Raw genomic sequence first — 18,102 nt, forward strand, 5'->3', positions numbered from 1 at the left:
CTGCTCCACATCACGGTGGTGCCCCCGGGAAGGGATGATCCACCCTTTCCGGGGGCACCGGAACAGCCGGTCAGCGGGCATTCACCCCGCGCGGCGGGCCAGTTTCAGCCGCGATCCGGCGAACGCGGCGGCGAGCAGCCCGGCCAGGACGGGCACGACCAGGCACAGCAGCCCGATGGTCTCCCACGGCAGCACGATCGGCGTGTACGCGGAGTCCATGGGCTCCTTGCGCATGGCCGCCATCGCCTCGCGCAGGTCGATCAGACGCAGCGACACCGCGGGCACGATGCCGGCCACCGTGCCGAGCAGCACACCCGTGAGCGCGACCACCAGGCACTGGAAGCCGGAGAGCGAACGCCGCACGCCCGGCGGCGCGCCCACCGCGCTGAGCGTGGTGAGGTCGGCCTCCGCGTCGGCCTTGGCGAGGCCGGTCGTGATGGCGGCCGCGCCCAGGGTCACCACGCCTGCGAACAGGGCGAGGATCAGCAGGATCACATCCTCGTCCCGGGATTCCGCTCCGGCCCCGTGCTCCGTCTGGAGGTAGGAGGAGCCGCCCCCGGTCTGTGCGAACGCTGCCTGTATCGCCTGCTGCTCGGCGTCCGTCGGGGTGTGCGTGACGGTGTAGATGCTGCCGTAGTCCTGGGTGTGCAGTCCGAGCCGGTCCGCGGTCTTCTGCGGCAGGATCATGCGGATTCCGGGAGTGGCGGCGTACTTCCCGGGTGCGACGTACACCTTGACCCGGTCCGTGGTCGTCCTGGCCTTGCCCGGGTGCAGCTTGCGGTTCTCGGTGTCGCGCTCGTTGTACGTGTGCACGGCCTTCAGGGTGATCCGGCCGTTCTCCGCGTACGCCGGGTTGAGCAGAACGGGCGTGCCGTCCGCCAGTGCCCTGGCCGCCTCGGGGTCGTCGAGTTTCACGTACGAGGTCAGTACGGAGGCGTCTCCCACGACGATCTTGGCGATGCCCGAATCGAACGAGTACGCCTGTCTGTACTCGTCGACGCAGGCGGGGGAGCCCATCAGCTTCTTGTGGGCGCCGGCCGAGAGTCCTTCGGCGAGTTTCCTGGCTCCCGCCCCCTGGAGCGGGCAGCTGTGGCCCTTGCCGGCCGGCTTGACCAGCTCGAGTGTGCCGCAGCCGTTCTCCTCCTCGTAGTAGACGGAGCAGTCGGAGCCGGCCCAGACGCGTCCGAAGTCGGCACGGCCGCCGCTGACGGCCAGGTTCCGCTCGACGGCGGCACGGGCCAGGGTGAGCTGGTCGCCCTCCGTCGGCTGGGAGCCCACGAGTGCCGCCGTGCCGGGCGTGAGCATGGGTATGTGGTCGTACTCGTGCTCGGCCATCACGCTGGCCGTGTACGTGGCGATGGCCACGGTGCCCGCGACCGCGGCCATCACGGCGGCGACCGCAGGTGCCGTGCGGCCACGGTTGCGGGCCGCGTCGCGCAGCGCCATCCGCGGGGAGAGCGGGAGCCGGGAGCCGAGCCGGCTCAGGAAGCCCACGATCACGGGGATGCAGGCGAGCACGCCGAGCTCGGCGACGACCGAGCCGCCTGCGACCAGATTCGTGTTGCCCGTGGTGCCGCCGATGACGGCGACCGCGATGCCGCCCGCCAGCGCCACACAGCCCACCACGGGCAGGACGCGTGAGCTCCGGCGTGTTCCGCGGCGGCCGGTGAGGGACTCCAGTACGGACTGGCGGCCGGCCACGATCGCCGGGGCCAGCGCCGCCAGGATCCCGGTGACGAGGCCGATCACGGCGATCGCCAGCAGCTCCCAGGGGCGGATCTCGAGCTCGCCGAAGCGGTTCTCGGTCCAGCCCTCGATCAGCGGGCGGAACAGGACGGTCAGCCCGAGACCGGCGACGACACCGGACACGGCGCCGAATCCGCCGAGCACCACACCCCCGGCCAGCACCACCGCCCGTACCTGGCCGCGATCGCCGCCGCAGGTTCCGACGAGGCCGAGCTGCCTGCGCGAGCGGCGCGCACCGACCGCGAACGCGGGGCCGGCCAGCAGGACGACCTCGAGGACCGCCATGGCGACGACGGTCACGACGGCCGCGCTCAGCTCCGCAGAGCCTTCGGGGAAGCCCATGCCGGCACGTGCGGCCAGCGGCACCTCGGAGTCCGGCGGCGGGTCGAGGGCGACCTGGCGGGACAGCACCAGGACCCCCTTCTTGTTGGCCGCGAGCACGTCCGACCAGGTGATACCGGCCCCGGGCACGCCCTGGACCAGCCACTTCGTGTCTCCGGGGTTCGGAGGAACGATTGTGTCGTCGCGGGCGGCCGCCGCCTTCCAGGGTGCGATGACCGCACCCGGATCGGCGTACAGCGTGCTCGCGCCGAGCTCGCTGTGCAGCTCGACGCTGCCGGTGATCGTGTACGTCTGCTCGGGGCCGCTCAGCGTCGTACGGGAGCCGATGCGCAGGCCGGTCGACTCGAGGAAGTGCTCTGTCGCGACGACCTCGTCCTTGCCTGCCGGGTACGTGCCTTCGACGAGGTCGAGCTTGCCGCGGACCGCCGGGTCGGAGGTGCGCAGCTCGACGATCTCGATGTTGGCGATGCCGTGCCGGGTGCTGACCGTGGCGGGAACGGACTGTTCGGTGATGTACCGCGAGCCCTTCGGGAAGGTGGCCGTCACGTCGACGGGCTTCGGCTCGCCGTCAGGTTGTGGCGGTGCGCCGGGCGGTGAGCCGTAGGTCCTGAGGTCGGGCAGCTGCTCGACGGGGACGGGCCCCATGCCGGCCGAACTGAACACGGCGTCCGCCGAGCCCATCGTGGCGGTCAGCTTCTCGGCGGCGGTCGGGGTGGAGCTGCGGTACGTGACGTCGGCGGCGGTCACACCGAGGACCGGCAGGGCGATCATCGCGACGACGAGTGCGCTGCGGCCCTTGGACCTCAGGGCGTCGCGCCGGGCGATCCGGAGGGCGGCGCGCCACCCCGTGAAGACGCTCACTTGGCACCCTCTGCGGTGAGCAGCGAGTCGGCGCCCGACGACAGGGTCTGGTCGACGATCGACCCGTCCCTGAGGAAGACGACACGGTCGGCCCAGGCGGCGTACCGCGGCTCGTGCGTCACCATCACGCCGGCCGCTCCCTCGTCGCAGCGGTTGCGCAGCAGGGCCAGGACGGCTTCGCCGGTCTCGGAGTCGAGAGCGCCGGTCGGTTCGTCGGCGAGCACGAGGCGGCGGTCGCCCACGAGTGCGCGGGCGATGGCGACACGCTGCTGCTGGCCGCCGGACATCTCGTCCGGGAAGCGGTCGGCGATCTCGGTGAGGTGCATCTCCTCCAGTGAGGCGAGGGCCTCCTTGCGCGCCTTGCGGACGGATACGCCGTCGAGCTCACGCGGCAGGGCGATGTTCTCCGCGGCGGTGAGAGCAGGGATCAGGTTGTAGTCCTGGAAGACGTAGCCGACGCTGCGCCGGCGCAGGGCGGCGACGCCCTTGCGGCCGAGCGTGGAGATGTCCTGGCCCTCGATGACGACCTGGCCGCTGCTCGCGGTGTCGAGACCGCCGGCCAGGGTCAGCAGGGTGGACTTGCCGGAGCCGGAGGGGCCCATCACGGCGACGAGCTCCCCCGCGTGCACGGAGAGGTTGATGCCGCGCAGGGCGTGCACCTCCGCGATGCCGGAGCCGTGGGTACGGGTCAGCGCCCTCAGTTCGAGGACGGGGGCGTCCACGGGCAGGCCGGAGGACGGGACGGGTGCGGACGAGGACATGGTGGGTTGTTCCCCCTAGGAACGACGTGCAGAAGGTCGGGGCGGGCCGGACCGGTGCGTGGTCGGCGGTCTGCCGCCACCGGTCCGGTGCGGGCGGTCAGCTGTCAGAGGTCCGTAGTCGGCGGGCCGTGGCCAGAGGTCCGTCGGCAGGGGTCCGTTGTCAGCGGCGGGTGCCGCGCAGCCGGGAGGCCGCCGTGCGGGCGCTTCCGCGGCCGGTGGCCGCGGTGGGCCCCGGTCCGGCGGCGGGTTCGGTGGCGGCAGCTTCGGCGAGTCGGACGAGGCGGGACTCGCAGTGGTCCAGCCACCGGGCCTCGGCCTCGGCCTGGAAGATCAGCTGCTCCACCACGAGGAGCCAGGCGACCTCGTCGCGGTCGGCGGGGACGTCCGCGAGTGCCTGGGCCTTGAGCCGGGTGTAGTCCTGCATGGCTTTCACGGTGTGGCTGCGCTGGGACTGGATGACGGCCCGGATGTCGACGCCGGGCGCCCCGACCGCCATCGCGAGCTTGATGGCCAGCTCGTCCCGGGGCGGGTTGCTGCGGTCGACCGGGGTCTCGAACCAGCTCCGCAGCTCGCTGCGGCCGTCGTCGGTGATCGAGTACAACGCGTGGCCCGCGTCGTCCTCACCGTCCTGGGCGACCATGCCGTCGCGTTCCAGCCGGCTGAGGGTCGTGTAGACCTGGCCGACGTTCAGCGGCCAGGTGGAACCGGTGCGGGACTCGAATTCGGTACGGAGCTGGGAGCCGTACCGAGGCCCTCGCTCCAGGAGGGCCAGCAGCCCGTGACGGATCGACATACTGAGTATGTATACCGAGTATGTTGCTGTGCGCAAGCCCCCGGCCGGTCAGTTCGAGCGGCGCAACCGCAGCCCCAGGAACCCCAGACCCAGGCCGACCAGGGCGATTCCCACCCCCAGTGACACCTGCTGCACCTGTCGTACGGCGGGCTCGTCCAGTGCCTGCCGTGAGGCCCGGCCGGGCTCGGGGAACGCTTCGGGTGGAGGTGTGGTCGCAGGCACGGGATCCGCCTCCGGCGGGACCTCGTCGGCGGAGGCCGAGGCGTCCGCGAGTTCCATGGGGGAGAGTGACCGCCCGGGCCGCGCACGGCCCTCCCCGGCCTGCCTCCCGGCCATGGGGGACTCCTCCGCCGAGGGGCTCGCGGAGGAGGGCGGCTCGGCGGGAGCACCCAGGGGCCCCGCGAGAAGTACGCGCTGAGGAGCGGCCTGCGTACCCCGCCCGTCGCCGTGTGCCACGGCGATCGGCCCGAGCGCCGCCCCGGCCGCCATCACCAGACAGGCCACGCATCTCGACGATCGTGAGGCCAGGAGTCCTGGAGACATGAGATCAGCGTCACATGCCCCGATATGTCCGGCATCCCGGACACGGCTCACCGAAGCGACCAGCGGCCCGCCCAGGAGTGAGCCGCAGCCCGTCCCGAGCGAACCGGCCCGGGGGGACCGCCCCCGGGGCGCCGAGGGCGGTCAGAGGGCGGTCAGCAGTCGCGTACGCGCCGGGTCAGGCCGGGTCGCCGGTCGCGATGCGCAGCTCGAAGTGGGCGCCCCGCTCGGCAACCGCCGTACCCGAGGTCGGGAACTGGTCGATGACCTGGTCCTCGGCGTAGGTGTTGCCCTCCACCTCGATGACCTTGACCGTCCAGCCTGCGGCGGCGGCACAGGACTTCGCCGAGATGATGTCCTTGTAGACGAAGTTCGGCGCCTGGACCTTCGCCGGGTCGTCCGTGTCCTCCGTGGCGTCGGTGCAGTCCTCGGTGTCCATCGTCCGGTTGCGCTCCGGCGGCTTGTGCTCGCCGGCCACCGTCGACTCGCTGGTGTCCGGGTCGCCGCCCTTGCCGGCGTCCGGGTCGCCCTTCATGTTCAGGAAGGCGACCAGGCCGCCGATCGCGAGCAGGGCGACCACGATCGAGCCCACGACGACCGGCATGTTGCGCTTGGAGCCTCCGCCGTTGACGGCGGTGGAGGGCTGGTGGGACAGCGTGTACGGCGGCGGCGTCTGGTGTGCCAGGGGTGCGTGCGTGCCGTACGGCTGAGGTGCCTGCGGGTAGCCGTAACCCGGAGTGGGCGCGGGGGTCGCCGGGCCGTACGGGCCGGGCTGGTGCTGCTGGTGGGTCTGCGGCTGGTACGGGGTCTGCACACCGTGCGGTGCGGGTGTGGTCTGGTCGACGGGCGGGAAGACCGCCGAGCCGACGCCCGAGCCGCTGTTCGCCGGGGCGGTGCCGCCGATGATCACGGGAGCGCCCGCGTGGCCGCCGGCGCTCAGGACGCGGACGACCTCGTCCTGCATCGCGGCGGCACTGGGGAAGCGCTCGTTCGGGTTCTTCTTCAGCGCGCGGGCGACGAGCGCGTCCATCGCGGGGGTGATCGACCGGTTGATGCTGGACGGCGCGACCGGCTCCTCCTGCACATGCGCGTAGGCGATGGCGAGCGGGGAGTCCGCTTCGAACGGGATCCGGCCCGTGAGCAGCTGGAAGAGCATGATGCCGACCGAGTAGAGGTCGGACCGCGCGTCCACGCCGCGGCCGAGGGCCTGCTCGGGCGAGAGGTACTGGGGCGTACCGACGACCATGCCGGTCTGGGTCATCGAGGTGACGCCCGACTGCATGGCGCGGGCGATGCCGAAGTCCATGACCTTGACGACGCCGCGCTTGGTCATCATCACGTTGCCGGGCTTGATGTCGCGGTGGACCAGGCCCATTTCGTGGCTGGTCTCCAGCGCGGCGAGCACGTCGGCCGTCACCTTGAGCGCCTTGTCGGCGGGCATCGCGCCGTAGTTCTGGATGTCCGCCTGGAGGACGGAGCCGAGCGGCTGCCCCTCGACGTACTCCATGACGATGTACGGCATCAGCGCGCCGCCGAGCTCGTCCTCGCCGGTGTCGAACACCGAGACGATGTTGGTGTGCTGCAGCTTGGCGACGGCCTGCGCCTCGCGCCGGAACCGCTCGCGGAAGGACTGCTCGCGCCCCAGCTCCGTGTGCAGCGTCTTGATCGCGACCTGGCGGTCGAGGGCGGAGTCGTACGCGAGGTAGACGGACGCCATCCCGCCTTCGCCGAGCAGGTCGCGCAGCTGGTAGCGGCCGCCGGCCACGGAACCGCCCGCGTAGCGACCCTGTGCGCCGTGTGCGCCGTCCTGGCTCATGACTTGCATCCCCCTCGGCGCCCACGGACGCGTGATCCCTATTACGGGCCAAGTCTGCCCGAGGGGTCCGACACGTCAAGCCAGGTGCCCGTTCCGTGACCCTACGCACAAGAAGCGTCTCGGAAGCGTTACAGGAACCGCATGGAATTTGCGTGAGCGGCGCGCCAGCCGATTGGATGACCCGTCCCTCTCGGAACCGGTGTGTCCGGCGGAGGCTGTAGCGTGACGTGGCAATGCAGCAAGGCACCGTGAGAACGCGCGGAAGCGCGGACAGATACGACGGCGAGGACTGATGGCACCCGAACCCGAAGCAAACGGCGGCGGATTTTCGGATGGCACCGACTCCGGGATCGTCGGCGGCGTGGTCGGGGACGGCCGTTACCGCATGACCCACCGGCTGGGACGCGGCGGTATGGCCGAGGTACTCGCCGCGGAGGACGTGCGTCTGGGACGCACGGTAGCGGTGAAACTGCTCCGTTCCGATCTCGCCGAGGACCCGGTCTCCAAGGCCCGCTTCACGCGCGAGGCGCAGTCGGTCGCGGGCCTCAACCACCATGCGATCGTGGCCGTGTACGACTCCGGCGAGGACGTCGTGGCCGGCGCCACCGTCCCGTACATCGTCATGGAGCTGGTCGAGGGCCGCACCATCCGCGATCTGCTGCTCAACGCCGAGGCCCCGCCGCCCGAGCAGGCGCTGATCATCGTCTCGGGGGTGCTGGAGGCGCTCGCGTACTCCCACCAGCACGGCATCGTGCACCGTGACATCAAGCCCGCGAACGTGATCATCACGCATTCCGGCGCGGTCAAGGTGATGGACTTCGGCATCGCCCGTGCGCTGCACGGCGCCCAGTCGACGATGACCCAGACGGGCATGGTCATGGGTACGCCTCAGTACCTCTCCCCCGAACAGGCGCTCGGCAAGGCGGTCGACCACCGTTCCGACCTGTACGCCACGGGCTGCCTGCTCTACGAACTCCTCGCCCTGCGCCCGCCGTTCACCGGTGAGACTCCGCTGTCCGTCGTGTACCAGCACGTCCAGGACATTCCGGTGCCGCCCTCCGAGGTCTCGGACGGCGTGCCGCCGGAGCTGGACGGCCTCGTCATGCGCTCGCTCGCGAAGGACCCGGACGACCGGTTCCAGAGCGCCGAGGAGATGCGCGGCCTGGTCCAGTACAGCCTGCAGATGCTCCAGGTCCAGGGCGGTCACACGGGCACCTGGAACACCGGCCCGGTCGTGATGCACGAGGGCGGCCACACCGCGCCGATGAACATCGGCGGCGGTACGGCGGCGATGGGTCACCCGATGCACGGGGACACCTCGCAGGGCCCGATCCTGCCGCCGATGAACCCCGACGACGGGGCGTACGCCGGTGGGCAGCGCAACGGCGGTGGGCGCGGCAAGATGTGGCTCTTCGTCCTGCTGGCCCTGATCGCGATCGGCGCGGGTGTCGCGTTCGCCGTCAACGCGGCGAACGACGCGAACAACAAGAAGACACCGACCAACCCGTCCACCTCGGTCTCCCCGTCCGCGTCGGAGGCCTCCCCGGAGCCGACGGACGAGGAGACGGAGGAGACCGAGGAACCGGACGACTCCACGGGCGGCCAGACCTGGCCCACCAAGGAGCCGACGTGGACCCCGTCGACCCAGCCGACCGAGCCGACGGAGACGCCGACGGAGCCCACGTCGTCGCCGGGCACGAACACGGGCACGTCCGACGGCAACACGAACGAGGGCGGGGACGGCGGAACGACCACCGAGCCGACCGAGCCCACCACGGATCCGGGCACTCCGGGCGGCGGTGACGTCGGCGGCACGGACGTGGGCGCCGCGGGCGACCCCGCCGGAGGCTCCACCCCGTAGGCACCCGCGGGGCCCTCAGCCCGTGAAGGCCCCGCACACCGCCTCGTACTCCCGCGTCCACCACACCGCCAGGGCCGACACCGCAGGAAACTGCGGGTCGGCCCTTCGGTCGTGCAGGCGGTAGCGCCAGCGCAGTATCCAGAAGTCGTTGAGCCGTTCCCACCACACGCGGTGCACCGCCGCCGCCAGCTCCGCAGCTCCGGCGCCGGCCGACCGCCGGTAGGCGCGCGCGTACGCCCTGACCTTCTCCAGGTCCAGTTCCCCGTCCGGCCGGACGAAGAAGATCGCCGCGGCCCGCACGGCCTCCTCGGCACGGGGCTGCACGCCCAGCCGGTCCCAGTCCACGATCGCGACGGGGTCCGCACCCCGGTAGAGCAGGTTCAGCGGATGGAAGTCGCCGTGCACCCAGCCCCGGGCCGGCCCCGCCGGGGTGGGCGGGCGGCGGTGCGCGTGCTGTTCCAGCAGGGCGCGGCGTTCTACGAGGCGGTGTACGGCGAGCTCGTCGAAGGCGTCCCGGGGGCCCATGCCGCGCGCGGCCGCCAGCAGGTCGTCGATCAGCGCGAACGTGTCGGCGGGGTCGGGGCTCTGCCCTCGTACCGGAGGCGGCGGGTCCGCCTCCATGACCTGTTCCAGATGCGTGTGTACGGCCCCGAGGAGCGCCCCGAGCCGTTGCGACTGGGCGGTCGTCAACTGGGCGCCGTCCCGGTGGAGGCCGTCCACCCACGGGTGCAGGGCATAGTGCTGACCGTCGATCACCGTGACGGTGTCACCCTCCGTGTCCGCGAGGGGCGGGGCGACCGGCACACCCAGCGAGTGGAGCTGCTGGGTCGCCCGGTGCTGCCGGACGATCGTGGCGTGGTCCCCGCTGGCGTCGTCGAGGTGGTGCTTGTCCAGGTGGTGCTTGAGGAAGTAGGCACCGCGGGTGGTGGAGATCCGGTAGCCGTGGTTGAGCAGGCCTTTGGTGAGCGGCACGCAGGCGAGAGGCTCACCTGCCTCCGGATAGCGGCGCAGCACCTCGCCGACCGGCGGAACAGGTGGGAGGGTCACAGATGAGCGCAGCACTCGCCACATGTTAGGTGACGCTGAGTGGCTGGTTTCACTGACTTGCGTCGAAGCTCAGAGTGTGCATCTGGACGACGTGCGGATCGAGCCGGAGGAACACCGGATCAAAGGTCTCGCCGTTCACCTCGGCCGGGCCGGCCCCGAAGAGTTCCCGCTGGTCAGCGGTCGGGTGCACGATTTCGGCGGGGCCGGTGAACTGGACCGACCACAGGTCCTCCGCGTCGTCCGGCACGCGGTCCGTCCGGGAGTTGAAGTTGTCCGCCCCGTAGGCGATGACGCTCCCGTCGCAGGACTCGTGATAGCCGAGCCCCCGGTGCATCCGCAGGACGACACGGCCCTCGATCACCAGGTGACGGGCCACGGCCAGGAAGGGCAGGGCACGCATGCTGGTGGCCAGCCGGCCGTAGCGGACGCGGCCGAGCAGTTCGATGGCGCGGAGGTCGTCGGAGGGGTGGGGAGAGGGCATGCGTTCCACTCTCCGGCACCTGTAGGGGCGGGGTAAGAGTCGGCCGCCCCGGTCGGGCCGGGACCAAAGTCCCGCCGCGCGTATCAGCGCTTCTCGGCCTGGAGCCGGGCCACGTACGCCGCGGCCTGCGAACGCCGCTCCATGCCCAGCTTGGCGAGGAGGCTGGAGACGTAGTTCTTGATGGTCTTCTCGGCCAGGTGCAGCCGCTCGCCGATGACCCGGTTCGTCAGCCCCTCGCCGATGAGGTCGAGGATCCTGCGCTCCTGGTCGGTCAGGCCGGAGAGCCGGTCGTCGCCCTTGCCGTTCTTTCCTTCGCGCAGCCGTTCCAGGACGCGCGCGGTGGCCGCCGGGTCCAGCAGCGATTTCCCGGCCGCGACGTCCCGTACGGCATTCAGCAGTTCGTTGCCGCGGATCGCCTTCAGTACGTATCCGGAGGCGCCCGCCATGATCGCGTCGAAGAGGGCCTCGTCATCGGCGTACGAGGTGAGCATCAGACATTTGATCGACTCGTCCTTCGAGCGGACCTCGCGGCAGACCTCGACGCCGCTGCCGTCCGGCAGCCGTACGTCCAGGACGGCGACATCCGGCCGTGTCGCCGGGATGCGTACGAGCGCGTCAGCGGCCGTGGAGGCCTCTCCGACCACCTCGATGTCCTCCTCGGCGGAGAGCAGCTCGTGAACTCCGCGCCGGACCACCTCGTGGTCATCCAGCAGGAATACGGTGATTTTTCCATCTTCGGGCACAATCGCAGTCTCACACATTCCTTTCCTGTCTGCCCTTCCCTGGCGGTGTCGGCCGGGATAACGTGCCGTTGTTCCGGCGGCCTGCAAGGCTGTTGCCAGTGCTGTGACCAGCAAGACTTCGCGATTTTTTCGATTTACTTGGAAATCCAAGCAAAATCGCAGGTCACAAGGTGTTTCGCAGTTATGCGGTGCACTGGGTAACGTGCCTATGACAGGGCGCTCGCCGGGGCACCTGTCACGCCTGTTCCCGGCCGAGCGGCACCCACCCCGTGCACGGGTCCGGACACAGGCGAGCCGCACTGGCTTCCCGGCCATCCCGGGGGCCGGACCGACGGAGGAGCACGCACGTGACCGTGGAAAGCACTGCCGCGCGCAAACCGCGACGCGCCAGCAAGCGGACCAGCGCCGCGAAGACGCCACAGACTTCCGAGCCCCAGCTGGTACAGCTGCTGACGCCCGAGGGCGAGCGCGTCGAGCACCCGGACTTCGAGATCGACCTGAGCGCCGAGGAGCTGCGCGGTCTGTACCGCGACATGGTTCTGACCCGCCGTTTCGACGCCGAGGCGACCGCGCTGCAGCGCCAGGGCGAGCTGGGCCTGTGGGCCTCGCTGCTGGGCCAGGAAGCCGCACAGATCGGCTCCGGCCGGGCCCTGCGCGACGACGACTACGTCTTCCCGACCTACCGGGAGCACGGTGTCGCCTGGTGCCGGGGGGTCGACCCGACCAATCTGCTCGGGATGTTCCGCGGTGTGAACCACGGCGGCTGGGACCCGACGACCAACAACTTCCACCTCTACACGATCGTCATCGGCTCGCAGACCCTGCACGCCACCGGCTACGCCATGGGCGTCGCCAAGGACGGTGCGGACTCGGCCGTGATCGCGTACTTCGGTGACGGCGCCTCCAGCCAGGGCGATGTCGCGGAGGCCTTCACCTTCTCCGCCGTCTACAACGCCCCCGTGGTGTTCTTCTGCCAGAACAACCAGTGGGCGATCTCCGAGCCCACCGAGAAGCAGACCCGAGTGCCGCTCTACCAGCGCGCACAGGGCTTCGGCTTCCCTGGTGTCCGGGTCGACGGCAACGACGTGCTGGCCTGTCTGGCCGTCACCAGGTCGGCGCTGGAGCGTGCCCGCCGGGGCGAGGGCCCCACCCTCGTCGAGGCGTTCACCTACCGGATGGGCGCCCACACCACCTCCGACGACCCGACCAAGTACCGGGCGGACGAGGAGCGGGTGGCATGGGAGGCCAAGGACCCGATCCTGCGACTGCGCACGTACCTGGAGAACCAGGGCCTCGCCGACGCGGAGTTCTTCACCGCGCTGGAGGAGGAGAGCGAGACCCTCGGCAAGCGGGTACGCGAAGCGGTACGGGCCATGCCCGACCCGGACCGGCTGGCGATCTTCGACCACGCCTACGCCGACGGCAGCCCGCTCGTCGACGAGGAGCGCGCACAGTTCGCCGCCTACCAGGCATCGTTCGCCGAGGAGGGCAACTAGCCATGGCCGTTGAGAAGATGTCCATCGCGAAGGCGCTCAACGAGTCGCTGCGCAAGGCACTGGAGACCGACCCCAAGGTCCTCATCATGGGTGAGGACGTCGGCAAGCTGGGCGGGGTCTTCCGCATCACGGACGGGCTCCAGAAGGACTTCGGCGAGGACCGGGTCATCGACACCCCGCTCGCAGAGTCCGGCATCGTCGGTACGGCGATCGGCCTGGCCCTGCGCGGATACCGCCCGGTCGTCGAGATCCAGTTCGACGGCTTCGTCTTCCCCGCGTACGACCAGATCGTCACGCAGCTCGCCAAGATGCACGCCCGCGCGCTCGGCAAGATCAAGATGCCGGTCGTCGTCCGTATCCCGTACGGCGGCGGCATCGGTGCCGTCGAGCACCACAGCGAGTCGCCCGAGGCCCTGTTCGCGCACGTCGCGGGCCTGAAGGTCGTCTCGCCGTCCAACGCGAGCGATGCCTACTGGATGATGCAGCAGGCCGTGCAGAGCGACGACCCGATCATTTTCTTCGAGCCGAAGCGGCGTTACTGGGACAAGGGGGAACTCGACACCGAGTCCATCCCCGGCCCGCTGCACAAGGCCGCCGTGGCACGTGAGGGCTCCGACCTCACGCTCGCCGCGTACGGCCCGATGGTGAAGGTCTGCCTGGAGGCGGCCGCCGCCGCGCAGGAGGAGGGCAAGTCGCTCGAGGTCCTGGACCTGCGGTCGATGTCCCCGATCGACTTCGACGCCGTCCAGACGTCGGTCGAGAAGACCGGCCGGCTCGTGGTGGTCCACGAGGCGCCGGTGTTCTACGGCTCCGGGGCCGAGATCGCCGCCCGGATCACCGAGCGCTGCTTCTACCACCTCGAAGCACCGGTACTGAGGGTCGGCGGCTACCACGTCCCCTACCCGCCGGCCCGGCTCGAGGACGAGTACCTGCCGGGTCTCGACCGGGTGCTCGACGCCGTCGACCGCTCGCTGGCGTACTGAGGAGAGGGATCGTGACGACGATGACTGAAACGTCTGCTCGTTTCCGCGAGTTCAAGATGCCGGATGTGGGCGAAGGACTGACCGAGGCGGAAATCCTCAAGTGGTTCGTCCAGCCCGGCGACACCGTCACCGACGGACAGGTCGTGTGCGAGGTCGAGACGGCGAAGGCGGCCGTGGAGCTGCCGATTCCGTTCGACGGGGTGGTGCACGAGCTGCGCTTCCCCGAGGGCACGACCGTCGATGTCGGCGAGGTGATCATCGCGGTGGACGTGGCACCCGGCAGCGGTGACGCCCCCGCCGCTCCGGAGGCCGCTCCCACGGCCGCTCCGGAGCCCGTGGCGAAGGCGGAGCCGGAGGCGCCCAAGGGCCGTCAGCCGGTGCTCGTCGGCTACGGCGTGGCCGAGGCCTCCACCAAGCGCCGTGCCCGCAAGGGCGTCGAGGTCCCGGGTCCGGCCGCTGCCGCGATCCAGGCCGAGATCAACGGCCACGGTGCCGTGGCCGTGGTCCCGGAGACCCGGCCGCTCGCCAAGCCGCCGGTGCGCAAGCTCGCCAAGGACCTCGGCATCGACCTCGCGACGGTCACCCCGACCGGTGAGGGCGGCATCATCACCCGCGAGGACGTCCACGCCGCGGTCGCCCCCGCGGCCGCCGAGGCCCCCGCCGCTCCGGCGCCGGTGGTCGCTCCGGCCGCTCCCGTCACTTCCGCCGCTGCCGCGGTGGAGAGTGTCCAGGGCGCCCGGGAGACCCGTATCCCGGTCAAGGGCGTACGGAAGGCCATCGCGCAGGCCATGGTCGGCAGCGCGTTCACGGCTCCGCACGTCACCGAGTTCGTGACGGTCGACGTGACCCGCACGATGAAGCTCGTGGCGGAGCTCAAGGAGGACAAGGACCTCGCGGGGGTCCGGGTCAACCCGCTCCTGATCATCGCCAAGGCGCTCCTGGTCGCGATCAAGCGCAACCCGGACGTCAACGCGGCCTGGGACGAGGCCAACCAGGAGATCGTGCAGAAGCACTACGTCAACCTGGGTATCGCCGCGGCCACGCCGCGCGGACTGATCGTGCCGAACATCAAGGACGCGCACGACAAGACCCTTCCCCAGCTGGCCGCGGCACTGGGCGAGCTGGTCTCCACGGCGCGCGAGGGCAGGACGTCCCCGGCGGCCATGGCCGGCGGCACGGTGACCATCACGAACGTCGGCGTCTTCGGCGTCGACACGGGTACGCCGATCCTGAACCCGGGTGAGTCCGCGATCCTCGCGGTCGGCTCGATCAAGCTCCAGCCGTGGGTCCACAAGGGCAAGGTGAAGCCCCGCCAGGTGACCACGCTGGCACTGTCGTTCGACCACCGGCTGGTCGACGGCGAGCTCGGCTCCAAGGTGCTCGCGGACGTCGCGGCGATCCTCGAACAGCCGAAGCGCCTGATCACCTGGGCCTAGCGAGCCTGTTCCACCGACGCAGAGAGGGCCTCCCGCATCGCACGGGAGGCCCTCTCTGTGTCAGCCGTGTCCGGGGCTACTTCTTGAAGCCGTAGTCCAGGAGCTTCTTCGCGTCCGCGGTCCGGGTGGTCGAGGACGTCGAGGTGAGGACGGTGCCGATGACGGTCCTGCCGTTACGGGTCGCGGCGAAGACCAGGCAGTACTTGGCCGTCGGGCCGGATCCGGTCTTCACACCGATGGCGCCGGTGTAGCTGCCGAGCAGGGTGTTGGTGTTGGACCACGACATGTAGCGGTAGCCGCCGCTCTTCGTCGTGACCTTCTGCTTCGTCGACTTCGTCTTCACGATGGCGCGGAACGTGGAGTTCTTCATCGCACCACTGGCGATCTTCGTCAGATCACGGGGCGTCGAGTAGTTCGATCCGCTGCTGATGCCGTCGAACGAGTCGAAGTGGGTGTTCTTCAGGCCGAGAGCCTTCGCGTCGGCGTTCATCTTGCCGATGAAGGACTTGACCCTCGCCGCGCGGGTGGTGCCGGTGCCGAACTTGTCGGCCAGGGCGTAGGCGGCGTCGCAACCGGACGGCAGCATCAGCCCGTAGAGGAGCTGGCGGACCGTCACCTTGTCGCCGACGATCAGCCGGGCCGACGAGGCGGTCTTGGAGACGATGTAGTCGCTGTAGGCCTTCTGGATCGTGACCTTGGTGTCCAGGTTCAGGTTCTTCTGGCCCAGGACCACCTTGGCGGTCATTATTTTCGTGGTGGAGCCGGTGGAGCGGCGGGTGTCCGCGGTTTTGCTGTAGAGCGCCCTCGCGGTGCCGTTGTCCATCACGAAGCCGCCCTTGGCCGTGATCGTGGGCGTGGGCGGAGTCGCTGCCTGTGCGGTGGAGGCGAACGCACCGCCCGTGAGGACGGCGCCCGCGGTGAGGACCGCGGTGGCGGCAACGGTTGCGCGATTTATGCCCTTAAGACCGATTTTCAAGTCAAACGCTCCAAATACCGCCGAAATGCGGCTACATGAGGGTGCCGCTCGAAGGTGAGACTCCTGAAGGCCACGGATGGATGTGCCCCCGCGCGGGTGATTTCGGCCATCCTGCCGGACGGGCCGTGCGTCTCCGTGGGGGTGTCCCGAATCGTGGACGGCTCCTGTCATGGGTGCATGTTGTATCTATGCTGTGTGCATGCCTGCCGCACCCCCTGCCCCCATCAAGCAGCCCCCCGCCGCCGAGCGTGTGTACACCCACATCAAGGAGGCGGTCCTGGACCGTCGTTACGAGGGCGGCACGCTTCTCACCGAGGGCGACCTGGCGGATGCCGTGGGCGTATCCCGGACACCCGTGCGGGAGGCACTGCTGCGCCTCGAGGTCGAAGGGCTGATCAAGCTCTACCCGAAGAAGGGCGCCCTGGTGCTCGCCGTCTCCGCGCAGGAGATCGCCGACGTCGTGGAGACCCGGCTGCTCGTCGAGGAGTTCGCAGCCCGCAAGGCCGTCCCGGCCCCGGCACAGCTGATCGCCCGGCTCGAACAACTGCTGGCGGAACAGCGGCAGCTGGCCGAGGAGGGGGATCTGGCCGCCGCCGCGGTCAAGGACCGCTGTTTCCACGCCGAGATCGTGCGGAACGCGGGCAACGAGATCCTCTCGCGTCTCTACGACCAGCTGCGCGACCGGCAACTGCGGATGGGCGTCGCCGTGATGGAGGCGCACCCCGGCAGGATCGCCGCAACCCTCACCGAGCACGGCGAGCTGCTGGACGCCATCAGGGCCGGTGACGCCGAAGGCGCCGCGCAGGTCGTGCGCCGCCACGTCAGCCGGGTCAAGGTGCTGGTCAGGGGTGATGACCGGTGACGTCCGGCGTCCCCACCCTCCCCCTGCCGGGCGATCCGCCCGGCGGCCGGCGTGCCGCCCGGATCTGGGGCATCGGGGTGGCCGTCTACTTCGTGGCCATCATCTTCCGTACGAGTCTGGGCGTCGCGGGGCTCGACGCCGCCGACCGGTTCGACGTCAACGCCTCGGCGCTGTCGACGTTCTCCATCCTCCAACTGCTCGTCTACGCGGGCATGCAGATACCTGTCGGTCTGATGGTCGACCGGCTCGGCACCAAGAAGGTCCTCACCATCGGGGCCGTGCTCTTCACCCTGGGGCAGCTCGGCTTCGCGCTCTCCCCCTCGTACGGAATGGCGCTCGCCTCCCGTGCGCTGCTCGGCTGCGGCGACGCGATGACGTTCATCAGCGTGCTGCGCCTCGGTGCCCGCTGGTTCCCCGCCCGGCGCGGGCCGATGATCGGCCAGGTCGCCGCGCTGTTCGGCATGGCGGGCAACCTCGTCTCGACCCTCTTCATCGCCCGTGCGCTGCACGGGTTCGGCTGGACCACGACCTTCGTGGGCAGTTCGGTCGCCGGTGTCGTGGTGCTCGTGCTGCTGATGCTCTTCCTGAAGGACCACCCCGAGGGCCACGAGCCGCCGCCCGCCGAACACGCGGGCGCCGCGTACGTGCGCCGGCAGATCGCCGCCGCGTGGCGGGAGCCGGGCACCCGGCTCGGCATGTGGGTGCACTTCACCACCCAGTTCCCGGCGATGGTCTTCCTGCTGCTGTGGGGCATGCCGTTCCTGGTGGAGGCGCAGGGGCTGAGCAGGGGCACCGCCGGTGAACTGCTCACCCTGGTGGTGCTCTCCAACATGCTGGTGGGGCTCGTCTACGGCCAGATCATCGCCCGGCACCATGCGGCGCGCGCCCCGCTGGCTCTCGGTACCGTCGCGGTGACCGCGCTCCTCTGGGCGGCCACGATCCTCCACCCCGGTGACCACGCTCCGATGTGGCTGCTGGTCACCCTGTGCGTGGTGCTGGGTTCCTGCGGACCCGCGTCGATGATCGGCTTCGACTTCGCCCGGCCCGCCAATCCGCCGGAGCGCCAGGGCACCGCTTCGGGCATCGTCAACATGGGCGGGTTCGTCGCCTCGATGACCACGCTGTTCGCGGTCGGCGTGCTGCTGGACGCGACGGGTGACAACTACCGCATCGCGTTCGCCTCGGTCTTCGTCCTGGAGGCGCTCGGGGTGCTGCAGATCCTGCGGCTGCACGCGAGTGCCACGCACCGGGAACGCGACCATCACGTGGTCAGCCGGGTGGAAGCCGTGCACGTACCCGCGTGACCGCGCGCCCCGGCGGCGCGCCCGTCCCTGTCCTTCGACGGACGGGCGCCGCCG

15 protein-coding genes are annotated in these 18,102 nt (G+C 70.4%); 6 read left to right on the forward strand and 9 right to left on the reverse strand.

All coding sequences use genetic code 11. The annotated features are described in order from the left end of the window. Window positions 1-81 precede the first annotated feature (81 nt). The 5 genes from ACFQ6X_RS03070 to ACFQ6X_RS03090 form a co-directional block, all read right to left on the reverse strand. A complete protein-coding gene (locus tag ACFQ6X_RS03070) occupies window positions 82-2,949 on the reverse strand; it encodes an FtsX-like permease family protein (RefSeq protein WP_383174979.1) in 2,868 nt (955 codons plus the stop codon). Next, window positions 2,946-3,710, reverse strand: a complete 765-nt coding sequence (locus ACFQ6X_RS03075) for an ABC transporter ATP-binding protein (protein WP_383174982.1) — start codon at window positions 3,708-3,710, stop codon at window positions 2,946-2,948. Before ACFQ6X_RS03075 ends, ACFQ6X_RS03070 begins: the two co-directional genes overlap by 4 nt. Before the next feature lie 160 nt (window positions 3,711-3,870). Then, the gene (locus tag ACFQ6X_RS03080; protein WP_383174985.1) at window positions 3,871-4,503 is read right to left on the reverse strand and encodes a PadR family transcriptional regulator; all 633 of its coding nucleotides are present in this window, start codon (window positions 4,501-4,503) and stop codon (window positions 3,871-3,873) included. 48 nt (window positions 4,504-4,551) lie between these two features. After that, complete coding sequence (locus ACFQ6X_RS03085) at window positions 4,552-5,046, reverse strand: hypothetical protein (RefSeq protein WP_383174988.1); 495 nt, start codon at window positions 5,044-5,046, stop codon at window positions 4,552-4,554. Between the two features lie 175 nt (window positions 5,047-5,221). Further along, the gene (locus tag ACFQ6X_RS03090; RefSeq protein ID WP_383174991.1) at window positions 5,222-6,859 is read right to left on the reverse strand and encodes a protein kinase; all 1,638 of its coding nucleotides are present in this window, start codon (window positions 6,857-6,859) and stop codon (window positions 5,222-5,224) included. A 292-nt stretch (window positions 6,860-7,151) separates the two neighbouring features. Between ACFQ6X_RS03090 and ACFQ6X_RS03095 the strand changes: the two genes are divergently transcribed. Continuing rightward, window positions 7,152-8,720, forward strand: a complete 1,569-nt coding sequence (locus tag ACFQ6X_RS03095) for a protein kinase (RefSeq protein WP_383174994.1) — start codon at window positions 7,152-7,154, stop codon at window positions 8,718-8,720. Window positions 8,721-8,735: 15 nt separating this feature from the next. On the opposite strand, the gene ACFQ6X_RS03100 is transcribed toward ACFQ6X_RS03095, so the two are convergent. From ACFQ6X_RS03100 to ACFQ6X_RS03110, 3 genes are all read right to left on the reverse strand, one after another. Continuing rightward, a complete protein-coding gene (locus ACFQ6X_RS03100; RefSeq protein WP_383175391.1) occupies window positions 8,736-9,734 on the reverse strand; it encodes a phosphotransferase in 999 nt (332 codons plus the stop codon). 82 nt (window positions 9,735-9,816) lie between these two features. After that, window positions 9,817-10,248, reverse strand: a complete 432-nt coding sequence (locus tag ACFQ6X_RS03105; protein ID WP_383174997.1) for a pyridoxamine 5'-phosphate oxidase family protein — start codon at window positions 10,246-10,248, stop codon at window positions 9,817-9,819. A gap of 83 nt (window positions 10,249-10,331) precedes the next feature. Then, a complete protein-coding gene (locus ACFQ6X_RS03110) occupies window positions 10,332-10,991 on the reverse strand; it encodes a response regulator transcription factor (protein ID WP_329209225.1) in 660 nt (219 codons plus the stop codon). Between the two features lie 347 nt (window positions 10,992-11,338). On the opposite strand from ACFQ6X_RS03110, the gene pdhA reads away from it, so the two are divergent. From pdhA to ACFQ6X_RS03125, 3 genes are read left to right on the forward strand one after another with little or no spacing between them, the layout of a single operon-like run. After that, the gene (gene pdhA, locus ACFQ6X_RS03115; protein ID WP_383175001.1) at window positions 11,339-12,487 is read left to right on the forward strand and encodes a pyruvate dehydrogenase (acetyl-transferring) E1 component subunit alpha; all 1,149 of its coding nucleotides are present in this window, start codon (window positions 11,339-11,341) and stop codon (window positions 12,485-12,487) included. Between the two features lie 2 nt (window positions 12,488-12,489). Then, window positions 12,490-13,470, forward strand: coding sequence for an alpha-ketoacid dehydrogenase subunit beta (locus ACFQ6X_RS03120; protein WP_329209228.1), 981 nt, complete (start codon window positions 12,490-12,492; stop codon window positions 13,468-13,470). Window positions 13,471-13,481: 11 nt separating this feature from the next. Then, window positions 13,482-14,906, forward strand: a complete 1,425-nt coding sequence (locus ACFQ6X_RS03125) for a dihydrolipoamide acetyltransferase family protein (protein ID WP_383175004.1) — start codon at window positions 13,482-13,484, stop codon at window positions 14,904-14,906. Window positions 14,907-14,982: 76 nt separating this feature from the next. On the opposite strand, the gene ACFQ6X_RS03130 is transcribed toward ACFQ6X_RS03125, so the two are convergent. Further along, window positions 14,983-15,882 carry a D-alanyl-D-alanine carboxypeptidase family protein gene (locus ACFQ6X_RS03130; RefSeq protein ID WP_383175007.1) on the reverse strand — a complete coding sequence of 300 codons (900 nt, stop codon included), beginning with the start codon at window positions 15,880-15,882 and terminating at the stop codon, window positions 14,983-14,985. Window positions 15,883-16,081: 199 nt separating this feature from the next. On the opposite strand from ACFQ6X_RS03130, the gene ACFQ6X_RS03135 reads away from it, so the two are divergent. Then, window positions 16,082-16,744, forward strand: coding sequence for a GntR family transcriptional regulator (locus ACFQ6X_RS03135; RefSeq protein WP_383175010.1), 663 nt, complete (start codon window positions 16,082-16,084; stop codon window positions 16,742-16,744). Then, window positions 16,741-18,048, forward strand: coding sequence for a nitrate/nitrite transporter (locus ACFQ6X_RS03140; RefSeq protein WP_383175013.1), 1,308 nt, complete (start codon window positions 16,741-16,743; stop codon window positions 18,046-18,048). Before ACFQ6X_RS03135 ends, ACFQ6X_RS03140 begins: the two co-directional genes overlap by 4 nt. The last annotated feature ends 54 nt before the right edge of the window (window positions 18,049-18,102 follow it).

The sequence above is a fragment of the Streptomyces sp. NPDC056452 genome (assembly GCF_042796085.1).
In the GTDB taxonomy this organism is placed as follows: Bacteria; Actinomycetota; Actinomycetes; order Streptomycetales; family Streptomycetaceae; genus Streptomyces.